This window comes from Empedobacter sp. GD03865 (assembly GCF_029840775.1).
GTDB classification, from domain to species: domain Bacteria; phylum Bacteroidota; class Bacteroidia; order Flavobacteriales; family Weeksellaceae; genus Empedobacter; species Empedobacter falsenii_B.
Genome location: NZ_JAOCDF010000010.1, coordinates 64,995 through 85,052, shown reverse-complemented (window position 1 = coordinate 85,052; position 20,058 = coordinate 64,995). Strand labels below are relative to the sequence as shown.

Annotated in this window: 20 protein-coding genes; 8 read left to right on the top strand and 12 right to left on the bottom strand. The window is 33.4% G+C overall.

Going from position 1 to position 20,058, the window contains the following annotated elements:
• Positions 1-521: DUF922 domain-containing protein (locus N5D46_RS05895; RefSeq protein ID WP_280049437.1), on the top strand; the 521-nt coding region annotated here is incomplete at its 5' end.
• A gap of 79 nt (positions 522-600) precedes the next feature.
• Here N5D46_RS05895 and gyrB read toward each other — a convergent pair.
• The 3 genes from gyrB to N5D46_RS05880 form a co-directional block, all read right to left on the bottom strand.
• On the bottom strand, positions 601-2,544 hold the full coding sequence (gyrB, locus tag N5D46_RS05890) for a DNA topoisomerase (ATP-hydrolyzing) subunit B (RefSeq protein WP_038332647.1): 1,944 nt from the start codon (positions 2,542-2,544) through the stop codon (positions 601-603).
• A gap of 188 nt (positions 2,545-2,732) precedes the next feature.
• The gene (gene rsmG / locus N5D46_RS05885) at positions 2,733-3,362 is read right to left on the bottom strand and encodes a 16S rRNA (guanine(527)-N(7))-methyltransferase RsmG (protein ID WP_181816332.1); all 630 of its coding nucleotides are present in this window, start codon (positions 3,360-3,362) and stop codon (positions 2,733-2,735) included.
• Positions 3,363-3,365: 3 nt separating this feature from the next.
• Positions 3,366-3,812: a GAF domain-containing protein gene (locus N5D46_RS05880; RefSeq protein ID WP_038332644.1), complete on the bottom strand. Its 447-nt coding sequence runs from the start codon at positions 3,810-3,812 to the stop codon at positions 3,366-3,368.
• 95 nt (positions 3,813-3,907) lie between these two features.
• Between N5D46_RS05880 and xrtF the strand changes: the two genes are divergently transcribed.
• Both xrtF and N5D46_RS05870 read left to right on the top strand, forming a co-directional pair.
• A complete protein-coding gene (xrtF, locus tag N5D46_RS05875; RefSeq protein WP_180905205.1) occupies positions 3,908-4,450 on the top strand; it encodes an exosortase family protein XrtF in 543 nt (180 codons plus the stop codon).
• Positions 4,440-4,886, top strand: coding sequence for an exosortase F system-associated protein (locus tag N5D46_RS05870; RefSeq protein ID WP_125349788.1), 447 nt, complete (start codon positions 4,440-4,442; stop codon positions 4,884-4,886). Before xrtF ends, N5D46_RS05870 begins: the two co-directional genes overlap by 11 nt.
• A 34-nt stretch (positions 4,887-4,920) precedes the next feature.
• Here N5D46_RS05870 and N5D46_RS05865 read toward each other — a convergent pair whose 3' ends face one another.
• The 3 genes from N5D46_RS05865 to N5D46_RS05855 are packed head-to-tail and all read right to left on the bottom strand — an operon-like array spanning position 4,921 to position 6,292.
• Positions 4,921-5,238: a hypothetical protein gene (locus N5D46_RS05865; protein WP_125349789.1), complete on the bottom strand. Its 318-nt coding sequence runs from the start codon at positions 5,236-5,238 to the stop codon at positions 4,921-4,923.
• Between the two features lie 12 nt (positions 5,239-5,250).
• Positions 5,251-6,000 carry a 23S rRNA (guanosine(2251)-2'-O)-methyltransferase RlmB gene (gene rlmB / locus N5D46_RS05860; protein WP_219034413.1) on the bottom strand — a complete coding sequence of 250 codons (750 nt, stop codon included), beginning with the start codon at positions 5,998-6,000 and terminating at the stop codon, positions 5,251-5,253.
• 28 nt (positions 6,001-6,028) lie between these two features.
• Complete coding sequence (locus N5D46_RS05855; RefSeq protein WP_221854513.1) at positions 6,029-6,292, bottom strand: hypothetical protein; 264 nt, start codon at positions 6,290-6,292, stop codon at positions 6,029-6,031.
• A 43-nt stretch (positions 6,293-6,335) separates the two neighbouring features.
• Here N5D46_RS05855 and N5D46_RS05850 point away from each other — a divergent pair, with 43 nt between their 5' ends.
• The 3 genes from N5D46_RS05850 (at position 6,336) to N5D46_RS05840 (ending at position 10,318) form a co-directional block, all read left to right on the top strand.
• Positions 6,336-7,130, top strand: coding sequence for a thymidylate synthase (locus N5D46_RS05850; protein WP_180905207.1), 795 nt, complete (start codon positions 6,336-6,338; stop codon positions 7,128-7,130).
• Between the two features lie 89 nt (positions 7,131-7,219).
• Complete coding sequence (locus tag N5D46_RS05845; protein WP_280049436.1) at positions 7,220-9,754, top strand: M1 family metallopeptidase; 2,535 nt, start codon at positions 7,220-7,222, stop codon at positions 9,752-9,754.
• Positions 9,755-9,820: 66 nt separating this feature from the next.
• A complete protein-coding gene (locus N5D46_RS05840) occupies positions 9,821-10,318 on the top strand; it encodes a dihydrofolate reductase (RefSeq protein ID WP_280049435.1) in 498 nt (165 codons plus the stop codon).
• 60 nt (positions 10,319-10,378) lie between these two features.
• Here the strand turns inward: N5D46_RS05840 and N5D46_RS05835 are convergent, their stop codons facing one another.
• From N5D46_RS05835 to N5D46_RS05810, 6 genes are all read right to left on the bottom strand, one after another.
• Entirely contained in the window at positions 10,379-11,713 is a 1,335-nt protein-coding gene (locus N5D46_RS05835; protein WP_280049434.1) for an MFS transporter, read from the bottom strand.
• 18 nt (positions 11,714-11,731) lie between these two features.
• Positions 11,732-12,364: a bifunctional nuclease family protein gene (locus N5D46_RS05830; protein WP_280049433.1), complete on the bottom strand. Its 633-nt coding sequence runs from the start codon at positions 12,362-12,364 to the stop codon at positions 11,732-11,734.
• A gap of 108 nt (positions 12,365-12,472) precedes the next feature.
• A complete protein-coding gene (locus tag N5D46_RS05825) occupies positions 12,473-13,429 on the bottom strand; it encodes an electron transfer flavoprotein subunit alpha/FixB family protein (RefSeq protein ID WP_115001872.1) in 957 nt (318 codons plus the stop codon).
• A gap of 26 nt (positions 13,430-13,455) precedes the next feature.
• A complete protein-coding gene (locus N5D46_RS05820) occupies positions 13,456-14,202 on the bottom strand; it encodes an electron transfer flavoprotein subunit beta/FixA family protein (protein ID WP_115001874.1) in 747 nt (248 codons plus the stop codon).
• Positions 14,203-14,270: 68 nt separating this feature from the next.
• Complete coding sequence (gene tatC / locus N5D46_RS05815) at positions 14,271-15,104, bottom strand: twin-arginine translocase subunit TatC (RefSeq protein WP_115001876.1); 834 nt, start codon at positions 15,102-15,104, stop codon at positions 14,271-14,273.
• A gap of 4 nt (positions 15,105-15,108) precedes the next feature.
• The gene (locus tag N5D46_RS05810; protein ID WP_221854509.1) at positions 15,109-16,074 is read right to left on the bottom strand and encodes a KpsF/GutQ family sugar-phosphate isomerase; all 966 of its coding nucleotides are present in this window, start codon (positions 16,072-16,074) and stop codon (positions 15,109-15,111) included.
• 164 nt (positions 16,075-16,238) lie between these two features.
• Here N5D46_RS05810 and recQ point away from each other — a divergent pair, with 164 nt between their 5' ends.
• Together recQ and gpmI are read left to right on the top strand one after the other, a co-directional pair.
• A complete protein-coding gene (gene recQ, locus N5D46_RS05805; RefSeq protein WP_125349796.1) occupies positions 16,239-18,440 on the top strand; it encodes a DNA helicase RecQ in 2,202 nt (733 codons plus the stop codon).
• A 66-nt stretch (positions 18,441-18,506) separates the two neighbouring features.
• On the top strand, positions 18,507-20,042 hold the full coding sequence (gene gpmI, locus N5D46_RS05800) for a 2,3-bisphosphoglycerate-independent phosphoglycerate mutase (protein ID WP_280049432.1): 1,536 nt from the start codon (positions 18,507-18,509) through the stop codon (positions 20,040-20,042).
• Positions 20,043-20,058: the final 16 nt, after the last annotated feature.

Sequence of the window (20,058 nt, the reverse complement as noted above, 5' to 3'; positions counted from 1 at the left end):
TTAAACTTACTTTAATTATTTCAACAATCTGTTTTGGTCAAAAAATAATTGTTAATAACCAAGAGTATACAGGAAGATTGACTTGGGATGATTTCAAAGGGAAAATTGACAATAACTCTTCTTTTACAGCTTACACTTCTTATAAGTTTCGTACAAAAATAGAAAGTGTAAAAACTGAAGGGGATTCAATTACCATCAATGGTTTTGAAATTATCTTAGAATTAGATCAAACTAAATCGTGGGCAAAAATGAATAAAGTCACAGACAATCTATTGATTCATGAGCAAGGACATTTTGACATAGGAATTTTAACTATTAAAGAAATATTAAAAAAGTATAAAACAACAAAATTTACTACGAGTAATTTCAATATAACTCTTCAAAATTTAATTAAAGAAGTTTCAAAAAAATATAATGATATGGCAATTAAATATGATAAAGAAACAAACCATTCTGCAAATGTAGTTCAGCAACAAAAATGGAACATTTTCTTTTCTAAACAGTTATCTATATACGATTAATCTTTAATAAGAGTTTAAACAAAAAAAATCCGTTCAATAGTTTTGAACGGATTTTTTTTATCTTAATTAGAATAAACTCTTAAACATCAATTTTTGCATAGTGTGCATTTTTCTCGATAAACTCACGACGAGGCGGTACATCATCACCCATCAACATAGAGAACACGCGATCTGCTTCTGTCGCATTATCAATTGTTACTTTACGCAACGTTCTGTGCTCTGGATTAAGAGTTGTATCCCATAATTGCTCTGCGTTCATTTCCCCAAGACCTTTGTATCGTTGAATTGTAACTCCTTTACCAGAACCATCTGTAGAGAATTCGGCAGTTAAACGCTCACGATCTTTTTCGTCCCAAGCATATTCTGCTTTCGCTCCTTTTTTAATTAAATATAAAGGTGGCGTTGCAATATAAATATGTCCTTGCTCAATCAATTCTTTCATGTAACGGAAGAAGAATGTCAAAATTAATGTCGCGATGTGAGAACCGTCGACATCGGCATCGGTCATAATCACAACTTTATGATAACGCAATTTCGAAATATTAAGCGCTTTCGAATCTTCTTCAGTTCCAATTGTTACACCTAAAGCTGTATATATATTTTTAATCTCTTCGTTATCCAAAACTTTGTGCGCCATCGCTTTTTCAACATTTAAGATTTTACCACGTAATGGTAAAATTGCTTGAAAATGACGATCACGACCTTGTTTTGCCGTTCCTCCGGCAGAATCTCCCTCGACTAAGAATAACTCAGACTCTTCTGGTTTACGAGAAGAACAATCCGCTAATTTTCCTGGCAATCCACTTCCTCCCATTGGGTTTTTGCGTTGTACCATTTCACGAGCTTTCTTCGCTGCCTGACGAGCTTTTGCTGCTAAAATTACTTTATCAACAATTTGTTTTGCTTCTGTTGGATTTTCTTCTAAGAAATTCGTTAACATTTCTGCTACGATTTTATCAACCGCAGGAGAAACTTCAGAGTTTCCTAATTTCGTTTTCGTTTGTCCTTCAAATTGAGGCTCCATTACTTTTACCGAAATAACTGCTGTTAATCCTTCACGGAAATCATCTCCAACGATTTCAACTTTTTCTTTTGCAAGATTAAAGTTTTCTTCGGCATATTTTTTCAATGTACGTGTCAATGCACGACGGAAACCAGATAAATGTGTTCCACCTTCGTGTGTATTGATGTTATTTACATACGAATGTACATTTTCGTTATACGATGTATTGTATCGCATTGCAACCTCAACTGGAATTCCATCACGTTCTCCTTCCATAAAGATTACTTTGTCCATGATAGATTCGCGGCTACCATCAATAAACTCAACAAATTCTTTTAATCCTTCTTCAGAATGAAAAGTTTCTGTAACAGGATTTCCTTCAGCATCTTTTTCGCGTTCATCAACCAATACAATATTGATTCCTTTGTTCAAGAAAGCTAACTCACGCAAACGATTTGCTAAAGTAGAATAGTTATATGTTTGTACTTCTTGGAAAATTGTATCATCTGGCGTAAAAGTTACTGTTGTACCACTTTTATCAGTCGTTCCAACTTCTTTTACATCGTACAAAGGTTTCCCTTTCGAATATTCCTGAATATATTGTTTTCCGTTCTTGAAAACTTCTGCCGATAAATGGTTAGAAAGTGCATTAACACACGAAACTCCAACACCGTGCAAACCTCCAGAAACTTTGTACGTATCTTTATCAAACTTACCACCTGCACCAATTTTCGTCATTACAACTTCTAATGCAGATTTTCCTTCTTTTTTATGTAAGTCGACAGGAATACCACGTCCGTTATCTTCGACACGAATCGAGTTTCCTTCTAAAATTGTTACCTTGATTGTATCACAGTATCCTGCTAAAGCTTCATCAATAGAGTTATCAACAACCTCGTAAACTAAATGGTGTAATCCTCTAACTCCGACGTCTCCAATGTACATCGATGGACGAAGACGTACGTGCTCCATTCCTTCTAACGCTTGGATATTATCCGCCGTATATGTGTTATTACTCATAATATGTCTCTAACTTTTTAAAACAAACAAATATAGTCAATTTTGACGAGAAAACCTCTTAAAAAGAACTTAAAGTATTGGATAAAATAACGTTTTAAAGATTCATTTTTTGGATTAATTCAATAATTGTTAAAATAAAAAACCGAAATCGAATTGACTTCGGTTTTCAAGTATATAATTTCTATAAATTAAATATCTTTCTTTTCTAAATAAACGACTTTTTTCGTTTCGAAGAAATCTTCGTCAAAAAAGTTTTGAATATCAAACAAAACAGCATTTGGAAAACCTGCTAATTCTTCTGTCAAATCACCTCCTTTTAGATATAATAAGCCATTAGGAAAAGGATTAATCACTTCTTTTTTAAATTTTCCTCGAATCCATTCTGCGAATCTTGGCATTGCTGTCACCGCACGAGAAACCACAAAATCGTATTTATCTGTTAATTCTTCGGCACGTTTTTGTTCTGCTTTTACGTTCGTCAAACCTAAACCGTCAGCCACACCTTTTACAACCTTGATTTTTTTTCCGATAGAATCCACCAAATGAAACTGAACATTCGGAAACAAAATTGCCAACGGAATTCCTGGTAAACCACCTCCAGTTCCTACATCCAGAACAGAAGAACCATCTGCAAATTCCATCACTTTTGCAATCGCTAAAGAATGTAAAATATGGTTCGTATAAATTTCATCAATATCTTTTCGAGAAACAACATTGATTTGATCGTTCCATTCTTTGTACAAATCACCAACTTTCGAAAATTGTTCGATTTGTTTTTCCGTTAAATCAGGAAAATATTTTAAAATTAAATCAATCATTGCTTAAATAATTTCTGAAACTCGCTGACAAACGTAATCTAACAACTTTGTATCGTCTTCTGTAAACGGATTAATTTTGTGCGAATCGATATCAATTTGACCAATATTTTCTCCATTTTTGAAAATTGGAACAACAATTTCAGCTTTCGTTTCTATTGAACAAGCCAAATAATTATCTTGTGCATAAACGTCTGGCACAACAAAAGTTTCGTTAGATTCTGCCACTTGCCCACAAATTCCTTTACCATAAGGAATTATTGTATGATCGGTAGCTGCACCAACATAAGGTCCAAGTTTTAGTTCATTTTTATCTCCATTCTTGAAATAAAATCCCACCCAATTATAGTATTCAACTTCGTCACTCAACAATTGACAAATCTTTTGTAATCTATCTTCCGTAGAAATTGCGCTATCAATTATGACATCCACGCGTTTATGTAAATCTTGCATTTTGTTACTTCTAAAAAAGCAAATTTATTGATTAATCATAACTTAATCAAAAGTTGACGTTTTTCATTTATATTTGTTCAAGATTTTTTAACCAAATGAAAGAATTTAAACCTTTATTGTTATTCCTTGCACGTTTTTTAGGAACTTACATTATTTTAAGTTTAGCTTATAAATTGTATTTGGATCAATATTTACCGCACAATACCCCTGATCCATTTACAAAATTAACATCTGATGTAACAGCTTTTGGTTTGAACAAATGTGGTTTTTTTACTTTTTCTAATATTGCAGAAAATCAACCTTGGATGCGTTTGGTAATGGACGGACAAGTCGCGTCTATTGTAAATGAAGGTTGTAATGCGATTTCTATTTTGATAATTTTCATAGCGTTTATCGTTGCTTTTTACACGAATTTCAAACAAACTTTTTTGTTTATTTTGTCTGGTTTAGCAATTCTTTTTGTGATGAATATTTCGAGAATTATGTTGTTAAATTATATTTTTAGATACCACGCAGAATATGGTAAAATGGCGCACGATTATCTATTCCCTGCAATTATTTATGGTTCAATCGTGATTCTTTGGATTGTTTGGATCAAATTTTTTGTAACAAAATACAATAAGCAAAATGCTAAATAAATATTTACGTTATGCAATTGCAGTTTTACTTGTTTTTGGATTAATATTAGTCCGAAAATTTGAAGATATTTTATTTTATGATCCTTTCTTAGAATACTTTCATTTTGTTGGACATTCAAAATTTCCTGAAATTGATTTACCAAAATTAAACGCAAGTCTGATGGTTCGCTATCTAATTAATACATTATTAACGGTATTAATTGTTTGGTTTATTTTCTGGAAAAAAAGTTACGTTAAATTCTCTATCATTATTATGATTATCGGATTAATCGTTCTTTTACCAATCTATAATTATTTGATTTCAACACATTTTTCATCAGGCGAAATGGTTTTATTTTATGTGAGAAGATTTCTCATTCAGCCCATGTTTTTATTAATTTTAGTTCCTTGTTTTTATTACCAAGAAATACAACATAAAAAAACGGTCGAAAATTAATTTTCGACCGTTTTTATTTTATCTAATTTATATTTTACAATAAACCTGATTCTTCTTTTTCTTGTTGCGCATCTAACTTTGCTTGCTCTTTTGCAGCTGCTTCTTGTGCTTTTTGTTCTGCAACTTTACGTTTTTCTTCGTTTGCAATTTCTGCATTCGCTTTGTTCACTGCTTTGTATTTGTACAACCAACCTAAGAATCCACCAAGTATAAATCCAACTCCAGCACCTCCTGTTATTCCGACTAAAAATTCTTTGTCCGCAAATAATCTTGAGATATCTAAATTTGTAAAATAGTACATTGCAACGCTAATCGCAATCAACAAAAATCCAATAAAAGTAGAATAGGTCATCGTTATATGTTTTTAAAATAAATCTTGTAACATTCTTTGGCGAACAGCTTCGTACAAAATCGCTCCAGCCGCAACCGAAACATTCAGTGAAGCAGTTTGTCCAGCCATAGGCAATTTAATAATTTTATCCGAAATTTTAATAATAGAATCCGAAACTCCATCTTCCTCACTTCCCATCACAATAGCTGCAGGAACAGAGAAATCTGCATCATAAATAAATTCTGCTGATTTTTCAGAAGCACTAAAAATTGAGATTCCAGCCGATTGTAAATATTTAATAACATTCACTAAATTTCCTTCTTTACAAACCGGAATATTGTACAACGCTCCTGTCGAAGTTTTGATCGCATCTGCATTTACAGAAGCCGAACCTTTTGCTGGAATAATAATTGCATCAACACCAACACATTCTGCTGTACGAGCGATTGCACCAAAATTACGAACATCAGAAACACGATCTAAAATCAAGATAAAAGGTGTTTTTCCTTGTTCCCAAATTTGAGGTAATACATTTTCGATTGAATCAAATTCGATTGGCGAAATAAATGCATAGACTCCTTGGTGATTTTTTCCTGTAAAACGATTTAGTTTTTCTACAGGTACATAACTTACAGGAATTTCATATTCAGTGATTAATTTTCTCAATTCAGAAAAAATTTCACCTTGTAAACCTTTTTGAATAAAAATTTTGTCGATTGTTTTCCCTGCTTCAATCGCTTCTATTACTGGTCTTAAACCAAAAATTCCCGCTTCGTTTTTCATAAGTGCAAAGATAAAAAATTATACGTAACTATTTACCTATCCTTCTCTTCAATTGTTGTAAATAATTTGGAAAGCTCATATACAACATGCAACCAATAACAATTAGCGAAATCATTGAGATTAAATTTAGTTTGATATGAACAATTTTTGACACAAAAACAACCACCAAAACAACATTAAATAAAGTTTGGAAATAAAAATGTTGCGCAATTTTTCGTCCAAAATCTGATTTGCTATACGAAGCAAAAAACATAAAAAGCACTAAAATTGTAAAAATTAAACTAATTTTCATTCTAAAAAAAATCACTAAATTTGAAAGGTTAAATATACTCAAAATGCAACAATATCACGATTTATGTAAAAAGGTTTTAGCAGAAGGCGCTTTTAAAGAAGACAGAACGGGAACAGGAACTAAAAGTATTTTTGGTTACCAAATGCGTTTCGATTTGTCGAAAGGTTTCCCTTTGGTGACGACTAAAAAATTACATTTAAAATCGATTATCTACGAATTGTTGTGGTTTTTGAAAGGTGATACGAATATCAAATATTTAACAGATAATGGTGTAAGAATATGGAACGAATGGGCTGACGAAAATGGTGATTTAGGTCCTATTTATGGTCATCAATGGCGTTCATGGGGGAAACCAAATGGAGAAGTTGTTGACCAAATTAAAGTTGCGATTGATCAAATAAAAAACAATCCTGATTCACGTAGAATTATAGTTTCTGCTTGGAATGTTGGAGAATTAGATCAAATGGCTTTAGCTCCATGTCATGCATTTTTTCAGTTTTATGTGAATGATGGAAAATTATCGTTGCAATTGTATCAACGTAGTGCAGATATTTTCTTAGGTGTTCCATTCAATATTGCGTCATATGCGTTATTACAAATGATGGTTGCACAAGTTTGTGATTTAGAAGTCGGCGATTTTGTGCATACTTTTGGAGATGCACATATTTACAAAAATCATTTTGAACAAGTTGAACTACAATTAACACGCGAACCTTTTCCTCTTCCAACAATGAAAATCAATCCGAATGTAAAGGATATTTTTGATTTTACATACGAAGATTTCGAATTAGAAAATTATCAAGCTCATCCTCACATCAAAGGAATTGTAGCAGTTTAATCATAAAAAAACACTTAAAGTCTCCAAATTGGAGGCTTTTTTTGTAACTTTTCGAGAAAATTATCAACCAATAGAAATAAATTTTTACGATGAAAAAACGAATCCTTTGGCTTTCATCAGCCTTTATTATATCAAGTCTTACTTATGCGCAAGTAATGACGCCACCGCCGAGTTATAACGAAAACCAAACGAACAAATTAGATATTTATCGTGCAGAAGCAGAACGAATTAATAATCTTGTTCATACCAAATTGGATCTTAAATTTGATTATGCAAAAGAGCACGTTTTAGGTGAAGCTTGGGTAACATTGAAACCACATTTCTATGCTACAAACAAAGTTACATTAGACGCAAAAGCAATGTTGATTAGCGAAGTCGCTTTGGTAAATGGTGCTACAAAAAAAAAATTAAATTATAAATACGATGATTTACAATTAGTCATCGATTTGGATAAAGAATACAAAAAAGATCAAGAATATACACTTTACATCAAGTATACAGCGCGTCCAAACGAAGTAAAACAAGAAGGAAGTGCGGCGATAAACGATGCAAAAGGTGTTTATTTTATCAATGCAAAAGGTGATCGACCAAATTATCCTACTCAAATTTGGACACAAGGCGAAACAGAATCTTCTTCTTGTTGGTTCCCGACAATTGATAAAACAAATCAAAAAACTTCGCAAGAAATCACGTTAACATATCCTGATAAATATGTTTCATTATCAAATGGAACGATGAAATCTTCGAAGAAAAATTCAGATGGAACAAAAACTGATTATTGGAAATTCGATAAAAAACATGCACCATATTTATTCTTTTTCGGGATTGGAGATTACGCAGTCATCAATGATAAATGGAAAAATATCAATGTTGATTATTATGTAGAGCCAGAATATAAAGATGTTGCGAAGCAAATTTTTGGTAATACGCCAGAAATGATTCAGTTCTTTTCTGATAAATTAAACTATCCTTATCCTTGGGACAAATACGCGCAAATGACAGCTCGTGAATATGTTTCTGGAGCAATGGAAAATACAACAGCTTCTTTATTTCATGATGGTGTTCAGCAGAAAGCTGGTCAATTAGTCGATGAAAATACGGCTGAATATGTGATTGCGCACGAATTATTCCACCATTGGTTTGGAGATTTAGTTACGGCAGAAAGTTGGGGAAATTTAACAGTGAATGAATCTTTTGCAAACTATTCCGAATATTTATGGTTTGAGCATAAATACGGAAAAGAGAAAGCGGACGAGCATCGTTACAACGAAATGTTTGGCTACAAACAAGGTGATGGACCAACGAAAAATTTGGTTCGAGTTCATTACAATTCTCGCGAAGATATGTTTGATGGTGTTTCATATAACAAGGGTGGAATCATCTTACATATGTTGAGAAATTTCTTGGGAGATGATGCTTTCTTCAAAGGTTTGAACAAATATCTGAAAGATAACGAATACGGAAAAGCTGAATCTGCACAATTACGCTTAGCTTTGGAAGAAGTTTCTGGTCGTGATTTGAACTGGTTTTTTAACCAATGGTATTACGAAAATGGTCATCCAAAATTAACAGTTGTTTCAGATTATTCTTCAGCAAATAAAAAAATAAAAGTTGTTGTTCGTCAAGATGCTTCAAAATTATTTGAATTTCCTTTTGCGATTGATATTGTCGAAAATGGAAAAACAACGCGTCAACAAGTTTGGGTTCCAAAACAAGCCGAAACTGTTTTCGAATTTGCAGCAAACCAAAAACCTGATGTCGTTATTCCAAATGCGGATCAAGTTTTATTAGCAGATATCGACGATAAAAAACCTGTTGAAGATTTTATTGCGCAATACAAAGCTGGAAAAGGAAATTACACGACACGTTTATTAGCGATTGAAGCAATGGCAAATGCGCAAGCAACTAATCCAAAAGCGGCTGATGCCTTGGTTAATGCTTTAGATGATTCATTTGATGGATTAAGAATTTATGCGATTCATAAATTGGACACAAAATCAAAAACGATTGTAGATAAAGCTTCATCAAAATTAAAACAATTAGCTTCTAACGATCCTAAAACATTGGTTCAAGCGGCAGCTTTAAGTGCTTTGAATGATGCCAATATTTATGATGCAACAATTTTCGAGAAAGCTTCAAAAAGTCCATCGTTTAGTGTTCAAGGAGCTTCATTAACAGGAATCTTAAAAAATAATCCTTCAAAAATTAATGATTTAACAACTAATCTTGACAATGAAGTGATTAAAGGTTCACCAGATTTAGCAATGGCATTAGTTCCGACTTGGATTAAAAATAATCAATTGGATAAAGCTGCTTTAATTTCTGAATCTGCTGCGATGTATGAATTCGTAAAATTCCAAGATCCAGAAAAAGGAAAAATTGCTGAACAAGCTTTCAATTGGATTATGAACAATGATACACCAGATGCAACAGCTGAAATTGCGAAAACATATTCGCGCTATTATCCATACTTGAAAGAGCAAAATCCACAAGCTGGACAAGCGGTGAAAATGATGGCTGAAAAAGCGTTGCAAGTGAAAACGAATGCTGCAAAAACAATTAAATCTGCAACTATTGCAAAACAAGTGGAGCAATTACAAGATGCAATAAATAAAATGAAATAATTCGCTAAAATTATTATATTTGTTAGGCTATCCCCAAAAAGGATAGCTTTTTTTACCTTATAACTTATGATAAACATTGTAGTAGCAAAAGCAAGCAACAACGTAATTGGTGCAAAAAACGATTTGATTTGGCATTTACCAAATGATTTGAAACATTTCAAAAGTATAACTTCTGGACATCCTATTATTATGGGACGAAAGACATTCGAATCATTAGGTAGACCTTTACCAAATCGTACCAATATTGTTGTGACAAGAGATCAGAATTGGAATGCAGAAGGTATCGAAATTGCTTCATCTTTAGCAAAAGCAATAGAAGCTGCAAAAAAAATTGACGATGATATTTACATTATTGGTGGTGGAAATATTTATAAACAAGCGATGGAATTTACAGATGTTTTGTACATCACAGAAGTTCATCACGAATTTGATGGAGACACTTATTTTCCAGAAATTGACTCGGACGAATGGGAAGAAGTAGAACGACAAGATTTCAAAAAGGATGAAAAGCATCCGTATGCTTACTCGTTTGTGACGTATAAAAGATCAGATAAAGAAAATTAGAAAAATTACGAGCATAAAAAAAGCAAGAATTTTGATTCTTGCTTTTATATTTTTTACACCTTAATGTTTTACATCTTGTACTTCGTCTGGATTGTGTTTGTATTTGAACACAATTGCGAACAATACCGTAACAACTAATGCGTAGCCTGCGAAAATAAACCAAGAATGTCTCCATCCTTCTAGCTGCAATGTCAAATCAGTTTGACTATACACTAAATGATTCACGATGTATTGTGCAATTAACATTCCGATTGTTGCTCCAAAACCATTGGTCATCATCATAAAAACTCCTTGTGCAGAAGAACGAATTTCTTCGTTTGTTTCTTTGTCTACATACAACGAACCTGATACATTGAAAAAATCGAAAGCGATTCCGTAAACAATCATTGATAAGATAAACATCCAAACGCCAGATCCTGGATCTCCTAATCCAAATAATCCGAAACGTAAGACCCAACCTACCATTGCCATCAACATCACGATTTTGATTCCGAATCGTTTTAGCACGAAAGGAATTAATAAAATACACAATGTTTCAGAAACTTGAGACAACGAAATTAAAGCATTTGCATTACTTGCTCCCCACGTATTGGCATAATCTGGAATATCCTTAAACGTTGTGATAAATGGATTTGCATATCCATTTGTAATTTGCAAAGAAACGCCTAAAAGCATTGAAAAGATAAAGAAAATTGCCATTTTTCTATCTTTAAATAATGCAAAAGCTTTTAAACCAAATGCATCAGAAATAGATTGTTTTTCAGAACTTTTGTTAACTGGGCAATTAGGTAATAAGAAACTGTATAAAAACAATATAACTCCTAAAAATCCAGATACAAAGAACTGATAATAATTGGATTGAAAACTTACGAATGTTGGATCACTTGAAAAGTTAAATCCAAAAACACCATCTTTAAATCCAGAGAAATTAACAAATAACATCGCTACAATAAAACCAACTGTTCCAAACGTTCTGATTGGAGGAAAGGATTTGATTGTGTCTAAATTATTTTGTTTTAAAATTGTGTAGGCTGTTGAGTTAGAAAGGGCTATTGTTGGCATAAAGAACGCCACACTAACCGAATAAAGTGCGAAGATTATTGTAAAATCTACATTGTTTCCAGCTGTCATTCCATAATAACCTGCTGCAAACATAAAAAGTGCAGCTAATAAATGATTCAATCCCAACAAACGTTGTACAGGAATCCATCTATCCGCTACAATACCCATTATCGCGGGCATAAAAATCGACACAATACCTTGCATCGCGTAAAAAAGACCAATTTTTGGACCTAAGCCAACTGATCCTAAGTAATTTCCCATAGAGGTTAGGTATGCTCCCCATACCGCAAACTCAAGGAAACTCATGATTGTAAGTCTAAGCTTTACAGACATAATTATTTGAAATAGTTATTAGTTTTCCATGTTATCGATTTGATCACGAAGGCGAGCTGCCAATTCGTAATCTTCATTCTTCACAGCTTTTTCCATCTCAGTTTCAAGTTCAGATTTTGTCCAACCTTCATATTCGTTGATATCAGACAAATCATTTTCTAAACCAGCCAAGATATCCAAATCATCTTCGAAGTTATTTGCTGCGCGACGTATATTTTCTTCTTCTTCAATAACGTCCAAATGAATTCCGGCTTTCTCTACAACATTATCATAGGCATAGATAGGTGCATTGAAACGAACAGCCAACGCAATTGCATCAGAAGTTCTCGAATCAATTTCGGCACGTTGTCCATCATTATTTACAAAAATAATATTCGAATAGAAAACGCCATCTTCTAATTTATAAATATAAATAGAATCAACATTCAATTGAAATTCTTTTCCTAATGAAATAAACAAATCGTGTGTTAATGGACGAGGTGGATTAATATCTTTCTCTAAAGCTAATGCGATTGATTGTGCCTCAAAGCTCCCAATAATAATTGGCAACTTTCTTCCTCCTACATTTTCCTCTAGAATCAACGCATATGCGCCAGTCTGAGTTTGACTGTAAGATATTCCTTTAATATTTAATCTAATTAAATTGTCCATTTGGGCGTAAATCTATGAAAAACTGATGAATATTTAATCTTTTTTTAATGAATAAAAAAAATCCGAACCACCTAAATGATTCGGATTGAATTTATAAGCTTAAAATGATTAAGCTTGACCTTTATATTTTTTTAACTCTTCAGTTAATTTAGGAACAATCTCAAAAGCATCTCCTACGATTCCGTAATCAGCCGCTTTAAAGAAAGGCGCTTCTGGATCATTGTTGATGACAACAATTGTTTTAGATCCATTAACTCCAGCTAAGTGCTGAATAGCTCCTGAAATACCAACTGCGATATATAAATTTGGCGCAATTGCTTTTCCTGTTTGTCCTACGTGCTCAGCATGCGGTCTCCAACCAATATCAGCAACTGGTTTAGATGATGCTGTAGCAGCTCCTAAAACTTTTGCTAAATCTTCGATCATTCCCCAGTTTTCAGGACCTTTCATTCCACGACCTGCAGAAACAACAATATCCGCTTCTTTCAAATCGATTTTATCAGAAGAAGCCATTTCTGTTGAAACAACTTTTACTTTTGCATCTGCATCAGAAACTGATACTGAAGCTGATTCTTCTGAACCTGAAACTGCATTTTCTTTTGCTCCGAATGCGTTTTGTAGAACTGTAACTACAACTTTTCCTGAAACTGCAACAGTTTCTACTCCTTTTCCAGAGAATGCTTTACGTGCAACTGTGAATGGAGAAACTGCTGTTGGAGATTTTTCTACATTTGTTACTAAAGATGCTCCTGTTTTGTATGCTAAAACTGGTGCTATAGTCGCTCCTTCGTTTGTTGATGGTAAAACCACAACATCTCCTTGAGCAACTTCAGCCAAAGCTTTTGCGTAAGAATTTGCATCAAATTTTGCTAAAGCTGCATTATCAACTTTAACTACTTTAGATGCTCCATATTTATATAATTCGTCAGCAGTAGCATTTCCAAAAACGATTGCTGTAACAGTATCTCCAGCAACATCAGCTGTAGCTTTTGCGTAAGAAACTGCTTCTAATCCTGCTTTTTTATATTTTCCGTCGTGTGACTCTGCGTATACAAAAATTGCCATTTTTTAATTTCTTTTTAGGTGAATAATTAGATTACTTTAGCTTCTTCGTGTAATAATCTTACCAATTCTGCTACATTGTCTTTGTCGATTAATGTTACATTACCTCTTTCAGCAGGTTTTACATAACCAACAACTTCAACTTTAGTTTCTGTCGCTTCTGGTGCAACAACTGCGATTTGTTTTGTACGCGCTTGCATAATTCCACGCATATTAGGAATTCTTAATGCAGCCTCGTCAACCAATCCTTTTTGTCCTGCGATAACAGCTGGTAAAGTAACTTCTACAGTTTCTTTTCCTCCGTCAATTTCGCGAACAGCTTTTGCAGAAGAACCTTCTACATCAAGACCGATACATCCGTTTACAAAACCATAATCTAACATTGCAGCAACTAATCCTGGTACAGAACCACCATTATAATCAATTGATTCTTTTCCTGTCAATACTAAATCGAAACCTCCATCTTTAGCAGCTTTTGCGATTTGTGTAGCAACAAAGAAATCATCGCGAGCATCAGCATCAATACGAATTCCATCATTCGCACCAATCGCTAAAGCTTTACGCATAACTGGATCTACAGTTGCATCTCCAACAGTTAAAATTGTAACAGTAGCTCCTTGTTTTTCTTGTAACTCTACTGCTTTGTTTAAACTAAATTCGTCGTGCGGGTTAATAACGAACTGAACGCCATTTTTGTCAAATGATTTTCCGTCAGCTGTGAAGTTGATTTTTGCTGTAGTATCTGGTACACTACTAATACAAACTAATATCTTCATAATTTTGTGTTTACTTTTTCTTTTATGTAAAAATAACTAATTTATTTTATTATGCAAGCATAACATTGTTAATTCTTTACTAAGTCGTTACTTTTCGCTTTCAATTGTTTTTTATAAACTGAATTTGAAACCAATACACTTAGTTCGTACAATAACCAAAGAGGAATTGTAACTAAAATCATACTGTACACATCGTTTGGTGTAATCGCAGCTGCAATCACTAATACAACAATAAATGCGTGTTTACGGTATTCTTTCAAGAATTTTGGAGTTAAGATTCCAATACTCGTTAAGAAGTAAACGAAAACTGGCATCAAAAACATAACTCCCATCGATAATAATAATTGAACAAATAAATCGATATAACTTGGCAATGTCCATGTATTTCCTACACCAAAAGGATCATAAGTGAATAAAAATTGTGTACACAATGGTAGCAACATATAGTAACTAAATAAGACTCCTGTTACAAAGAAAAACGAAACAGCGAAAATGGTAAATCCTGCATATTTTCGTTCAGCTTCTTTTAATGCTGGTTTTACAAATCGCCAAATTTCAAAAATAATATAAGGAATTGCGATAATTACACCACACACAATTACTGCAAAAAACTGTGAAGTGATCTGTCCTGATGGATTAAGATTGGTCAATTCTTTCGAAATATCAAATGATTCGGTATAAATTTTTCCGAAACCTGTTAATTCACCAAATTGATTAAAAATATCAAACGTTGGAAAAGTTGATTTTAATGGAGCCATAATTACATGTTCCACCAATTCGTCCCAATAAATAGCGACTGCAATAGATGTAATCACAATTGATAAAATAGAACGAACCAAATGTCCTCTCAACTCACCAATATGAGCCAAAAATGACATACTCGATTTTGTATTATCTGCCATACGCTTATTCGATTCCTTCGTTTAAAATTGAGTGAATATCCAAAATTCCATAATAATGATTTTCTTCATCAACCACCACCAATTGTCCAATACTGTTGTGACGAAGAATCGCTAAAGCTTCTCTTGCTTTTTCAGCTTTTTTGATTGTTTTCGGATTCATTGAAGCAATATCTTTCGCAGTTAAATGTGCAAAAGTTTCATTATTTAATAACATTCGGCGCAAATCTCCATCTGTTATCACACCAACAATTTTATCATTATCAATCACAACTGTAATTCCATGACGACCTGATGTTAATGAATTAATGACTTCTGTAATCGAAGAATCTGGATACACAAAAGGTTTTCTTTCTGGATCAACAATATTTTCTACTGTCCACAATAATCGTTTTCCTAAAGCTCCACCTGGATGATATTTTGCAAAATCGTTTTGTGTAAACGCTCTCAATTTCATCAAAGCTACCGCCAATGCATCACCCATTACCAATTGAGCCGTTGTAGAAGTTGTTGGTGCCAAATTTACGGGACAAGCTTCTTTATCAATATTAACATCCAAAACAATGTCTGAATTTTTTGCTAATTCTGATTTCAAATTTGATGTCAATCCAATCAAAACCGAAGCATATTGTTTAAGAATCGGAGCCAAATATGTAATCTCTGGCGTATTTCCACTTTTCGAAATACAAATCACCACATCTTCTGGTCGTACAAGACCCAAATCGCCATGAATAGCTTCCGTCGCATGTAAAAATTGACTTGGAGTTCCGGTAGAATTTAAGGTTGCTACAATTTTATTTGCAATATGTGCACTCTTTCCTACTCCAACAACTACCAACTTCCCTTTCGTGTTATATATCGCATTTACCGCATCAACAAAAGACTCGCTAATACGAGAAGCTATTGCTTCCAGCGCTTGAATTTCTTCTCGAAATACCCCTTGCGCTATTTGTATTAATTCTGAATTTTCCACAATAAAATTTCTATTGTCTATTTTTAAAATTTTTCGTACTTTTACTCTCCTTTTTTATTTACACTCAATTATATATAAATCATATAAAATTTATGTGTATATTTAAGAGTTATCAAATATAGGAACTATTTAATTTATAATATTAATTTTAGTCTTTTGTGTAGATGGAAGCCACTTCGAAAAACTTAACATCTTACCTAAAAAAATATTTTGGTTTCGACCAATTTAAAGGACAGCAGCACGAAATCATTACAAGCTTACTAAATAAAGAAGATGTATTTGTTTTGATGCCAACTGGAGGAGGTAAGTCTTTATGTTATCAATTACCGGCATTAATGTCAGATGGAGTCGCGATTATTGTGTCCCCTTTAATCGCGCTGATGAAGAATCAAGTAGACGCTATACGTGGAATTTCTGAAAATGATGGAATTGCCCACGTATTAAACTCATCTTTAAACAAGTCAGAAACGAAAACAGTTATGACAGATATTAAAGATGGGGTAACTAAAATGTTGTACGTTGCACCCGAATCTTTGACAAAAGAAGAATACATCGATTTCTTTAAATCGGTAAAAATTTCTTTTTTTGCTATTGATGAAGCGCACTGTATTTCTGAATGGGGACACGATTTTCGACCAGAATATCGTAATCTAAAAGCGATTATCAACAAAATTGGTGATGCGCCAATTATTGCTTTAACTGCAACAGCAACACCAAAAGTACAAGAAGATATTCAGAAAACTTTGGGAATGCAAAGCGCTAAAGTTTTTAAAGATTCTTTTAATCGTACGAATTTATTTTACGAAATCCGCCCAAAGGTTGATCAAGACAAACAAATCATCAAATTTATCAAACAAAACGATGGTAAATCTGGTGTCATTTATTGCTTGAGTCGTAAAAAAGTTGAAGAAATTACGCAACTTTTACAAGTAAACGGAATCAATGCTATTCCTTATCACGCAGGTTTAGATGCCAAAACACGTAGCAAACATCAAGATATGTTTTTGATGGAAGATGCAAGTGTCGTTGTCGCTACAATTGCTTTCGGAATGGGAATTGACAAGCCAGATGTACGTTTTGTAATGCATTACGATATGCCAAAATCGTTAGAAAGTTATTACCAAGAAACTGGTCGTGCAGGTCGCGATGGTGGTGAAGGTGTTTGTATTGCTTTCTATGATTATAAAGATATCGAAAAGTTAGAAAAATTCTTAGCAAGTAAACCTGTTGCAGAACGCGAAGTTGGAATGCAATTACTTTCTGAGGTTGTAGCATATGCCGAAACTTCGATGTCGCGTCGTAAATTTTTGTTACATTATTTTGGAGAAGAATTCGACGACAAAAACGGCGAAGGGGCAAATATGGACGACAATATGCGCAATCCTAAAAAAATGATTGAAGCAAAAGATGATGCAGTAATTGCATTAGATGTTGTTCAGAAAACAAATCAAAAATTAAAATTAAATGATGTTGTAAATGTTATAGTTGGTAAAGAAACTTCTATTACAAAATCATATAATTTGAGCTCTGAAGATTTCTTCGGAATTGGAAAAGCAAAAGAAGATTATTATTGGAAATCTATTTTACGCCAATTAATTGTACGTAATTTATTAGAGAAAGAAATCGAATCATATGGTATTTTAAAAATTACCAAATCTGGAAAAGATTTCATTAGTAAGCCAACTTCTTTTGAAATTGCCGAAGATATTGATTTCAAAAAATTATTATCAGAAGGTAGCTTTGAAAAAGAAGAAACATCTTCTGCACCTATTGCTTTTGATGATGTTTTATTGAAACAATTGAAAGATTTACGTAAAAAAATCTCTAAAAAACATCAAATTCCACCTTTTGCAGTTTTCCAAGATTCGAGTTTAGATGATATGACAATGCAATATCCAACAACAGTTAAGGAGTTAACAAATGTATTTGGTGTTGGAGAAGGAAAAGCTCAGAAATTCGGGAAAGAATTTGTAGATTTTATTGCGCAATATGTTAAAGACAACGACATTATTCGACCTGAAGATATGGTGATTAAACAAGTTGCTGACAAATCGAGTCACAAAGTTTATATCATTCAATCGACAGACAGAAAGTTAAATCTTGAAGATGTTGCGGAAGCAAAAAATATGACGATGAGCGATTTGCTTTCAGAAATGGAAAGTATCGTTTATCAAGGAACAAAATTAAATATCAATTATTACATTGACGAAGTTTTGGACGAAGATCAACAAGAGGAAATTTATGAATTCTTGATGGACGCAGATTCTGACTCAATGTCATCATTGTTAGATGAATTTGGTGACGATTATGATGAAGAAGAATTACGTTTAATGCGTATCAAATTCATCAGTGAAGTCGCAAATTAAACCATACAAAAAATAAACTTTCAGCCCAAGGAATGCTTATCTTTGGGCTTAATTATTACAAGAAAAATGAACAATAAAGCAATATTAATGATTTTGGACGGATGGGGAATTGGACCAAACCCTGCTGTTTCTGCAATCGCGCAAGCAAATACACCTTTTATAGATAGCTGTTTCGAGAAATTTCCACATTCTACGTTGGATACGTTTGGTTTAGCCGTTGGTTTACCAGAAGGACAAATGGGTAATTCGGAAGTTGGACATATGAACTTGGGTGCTGGACGCGTAGTTTTCCAAAACTTAGTTCGAATCAATATGGCGGCTGAAAACGGAACGTTACAAAACGAACCTATCTTAAAAGATGCTTTTCAATATGCTTTAGAGAATAACAAAAAAGTACATTTCATCGGTTTAGTTTCTGATGGTGGTGTACACTCACATATCAATCATTTGAAAGGTTTGTTAGATGCAGCAAATCAATCAGGTTTACAACAAAATGTTTTTGTACATGCTTTCACAGATGGTCGTGATACCGATCCAAAATCTGGCGAAGGATTTATCACAGAATTGATGAACCACATGACAAAATCAACAGGAGAAATCGCTTCGATTACTGGTCGTTATTATGCAATGGATCGTGATAAACGTTGGGAACGTGTGAAATTAGCATACGATGCAATGGTAAATGCAGTTGGTGAAACAACAACAAATCCATTAGAAGTAATTCGTGCATCTTATAATGAAGGTGTGACAGATGAATTCATCAAACCTATTATTGTAACGGATGAAAATGGTGTACCAAAAGCTAAAATCGAGAATGATGATGTTGTGATTTGTTTCAATTTTAGAACTGATCGTGGACGTGAAATCACAGAAGTTTTAACACAACATGATTTCCCAGAATTTGGAATGCATAAATTAAATCTAAAATATATCACATTGACAGAATATGATGCTACATATACTGGAGTTGCGGTAATTTTTGATGAGAAAAACATTGTTAATACATTAGGAGAAGTGATTGCGAATGCTGGTCGTAAGCAAATTCGTATTGCTGAAACTGAAAAATATCCACACGTAACTTTCTTTTTCAATGGTGGTCGCGAAGAACCTTTCGTTGGTGAATCTCGTATTTTATGTGCTTCGCCAAGAGATGTTGCGACTTACGATTTGAAACCAGAAATGGCAGCATATGATATTACAAATGCAATTGTACCAGAAATCGAAAAAGAATCAGCGGATTTCATTTGTCTTAACTTCGCTAATACAGATATGGTTGGACATACAGGTGTTATGTCTGCGGCAATAAAAGCTGCTGAAGTAGTAGATTCTTGTGCGGAAAAAATTATAAATGCAGCTTTAGAACATGGTTACAATGTGGTGATTTTGGCTGATCACGGAAATTCAGATTTTATGATGAACGAAGATGGATCACCGAATACGCAACATACAACGAATCCTGTTCCATTTATTTTGGCTCAGAAAAATATCGAATGGAATGTTGAACATGGTAAACTTGGAGATATTGCACCAACTATCTTAACTTTGATGGGAATTGAAATTCCAACTGAAATGACCGGAAACATTATTGTTCAAAAAAAATAACCTAAATAACTTTAAA

Coding starts and splice junctions, on each gene's coding strand:
- N5D46_RS05870 (WP_125349788.1), top strand. CDS start 4,440: ATGCTAAATAAATATTTACGTTATGCAATTGCAGTTTTACTTGTTTTT.
- rsmG (WP_181816332.1), bottom strand. CDS start 3,362: ATGATTGATTTAATTTTAAAATATTTTCCTGATTTAACGGAAAAACAA.
- recQ (WP_125349796.1), top strand. CDS start 16,239: ATGGAAGCCACTTCGAAAAACTTAACATCTTACCTAAAAAAATATTTT.
- N5D46_RS05855 (WP_221854513.1), bottom strand. CDS start 6,292: ATGAAAATTAGTTTAATTTTTACAATTTTAGTGCTTTTTATGTTTTTT.
- tatC (WP_115001876.1), bottom strand. CDS start 15,104: ATGGCAGATAATACAAAATCGAGTATGTCATTTTTGGCTCATATTGGT.
- rlmB (WP_219034413.1), bottom strand. CDS start 6,000: ATGAAAAACGAAGCGGGAATTTTTGGTTTAAGACCAGTAATAGAAGCG.
- N5D46_RS05825 (WP_115001872.1), bottom strand. CDS start 13,429: ATGGCAATTTTTGTATACGCAGAGTCACACGACGGAAAATATAAAAAA.
- N5D46_RS05840 (WP_280049435.1), top strand. CDS start 9,821: ATGATAAACATTGTAGTAGCAAAAGCAAGCAACAACGTAATTGGTGCA.
- N5D46_RS05845 (WP_280049436.1), top strand. CDS start 7,220: ATGAAAAAACGAATCCTTTGGCTTTCATCAGCCTTTATTATATCAAGT.
- N5D46_RS05850 (WP_180905207.1), top strand. CDS start 6,336: ATGCAACAATATCACGATTTATGTAAAAAGGTTTTAGCAGAAGGCGCT.
- N5D46_RS05830 (WP_280049433.1), bottom strand. CDS start 12,364: ATGGACAATTTAATTAGATTAAATATTAAAGGAATATCTTACAGTCAA.
- xrtF (WP_180905205.1), top strand. CDS start 3,908: ATGAAAGAATTTAAACCTTTATTGTTATTCCTTGCACGTTTTTTAGGA.
- N5D46_RS05865 (WP_125349789.1), bottom strand. CDS start 5,238: ATGACCTATTCTACTTTTATTGGATTTTTGTTGATTGCGATTAGCGTT.
- N5D46_RS05835 (WP_280049434.1), bottom strand. CDS start 11,713: ATGTCTGTAAAGCTTAGACTTACAATCATGAGTTTCCTTGAGTTTGCG.
- N5D46_RS05820 (WP_115001874.1), bottom strand. CDS start 14,202: ATGAAGATATTAGTTTGTATTAGTAGTGTACCAGATACTACAGCAAAA.
- N5D46_RS05880 (WP_038332644.1), bottom strand. CDS start 3,812: ATGCAAGATTTACATAAACGCGTGGATGTCATAATTGATAGCGCAATT.
- gpmI (WP_280049432.1), top strand. CDS start 18,507: ATGAACAATAAAGCAATATTAATGATTTTGGACGGATGGGGAATTGGA.
- gyrB (WP_038332647.1), bottom strand. CDS start 2,544: ATGAGTAATAACACATATACGGCGGATAATATCCAAGCGTTAGAAGGA.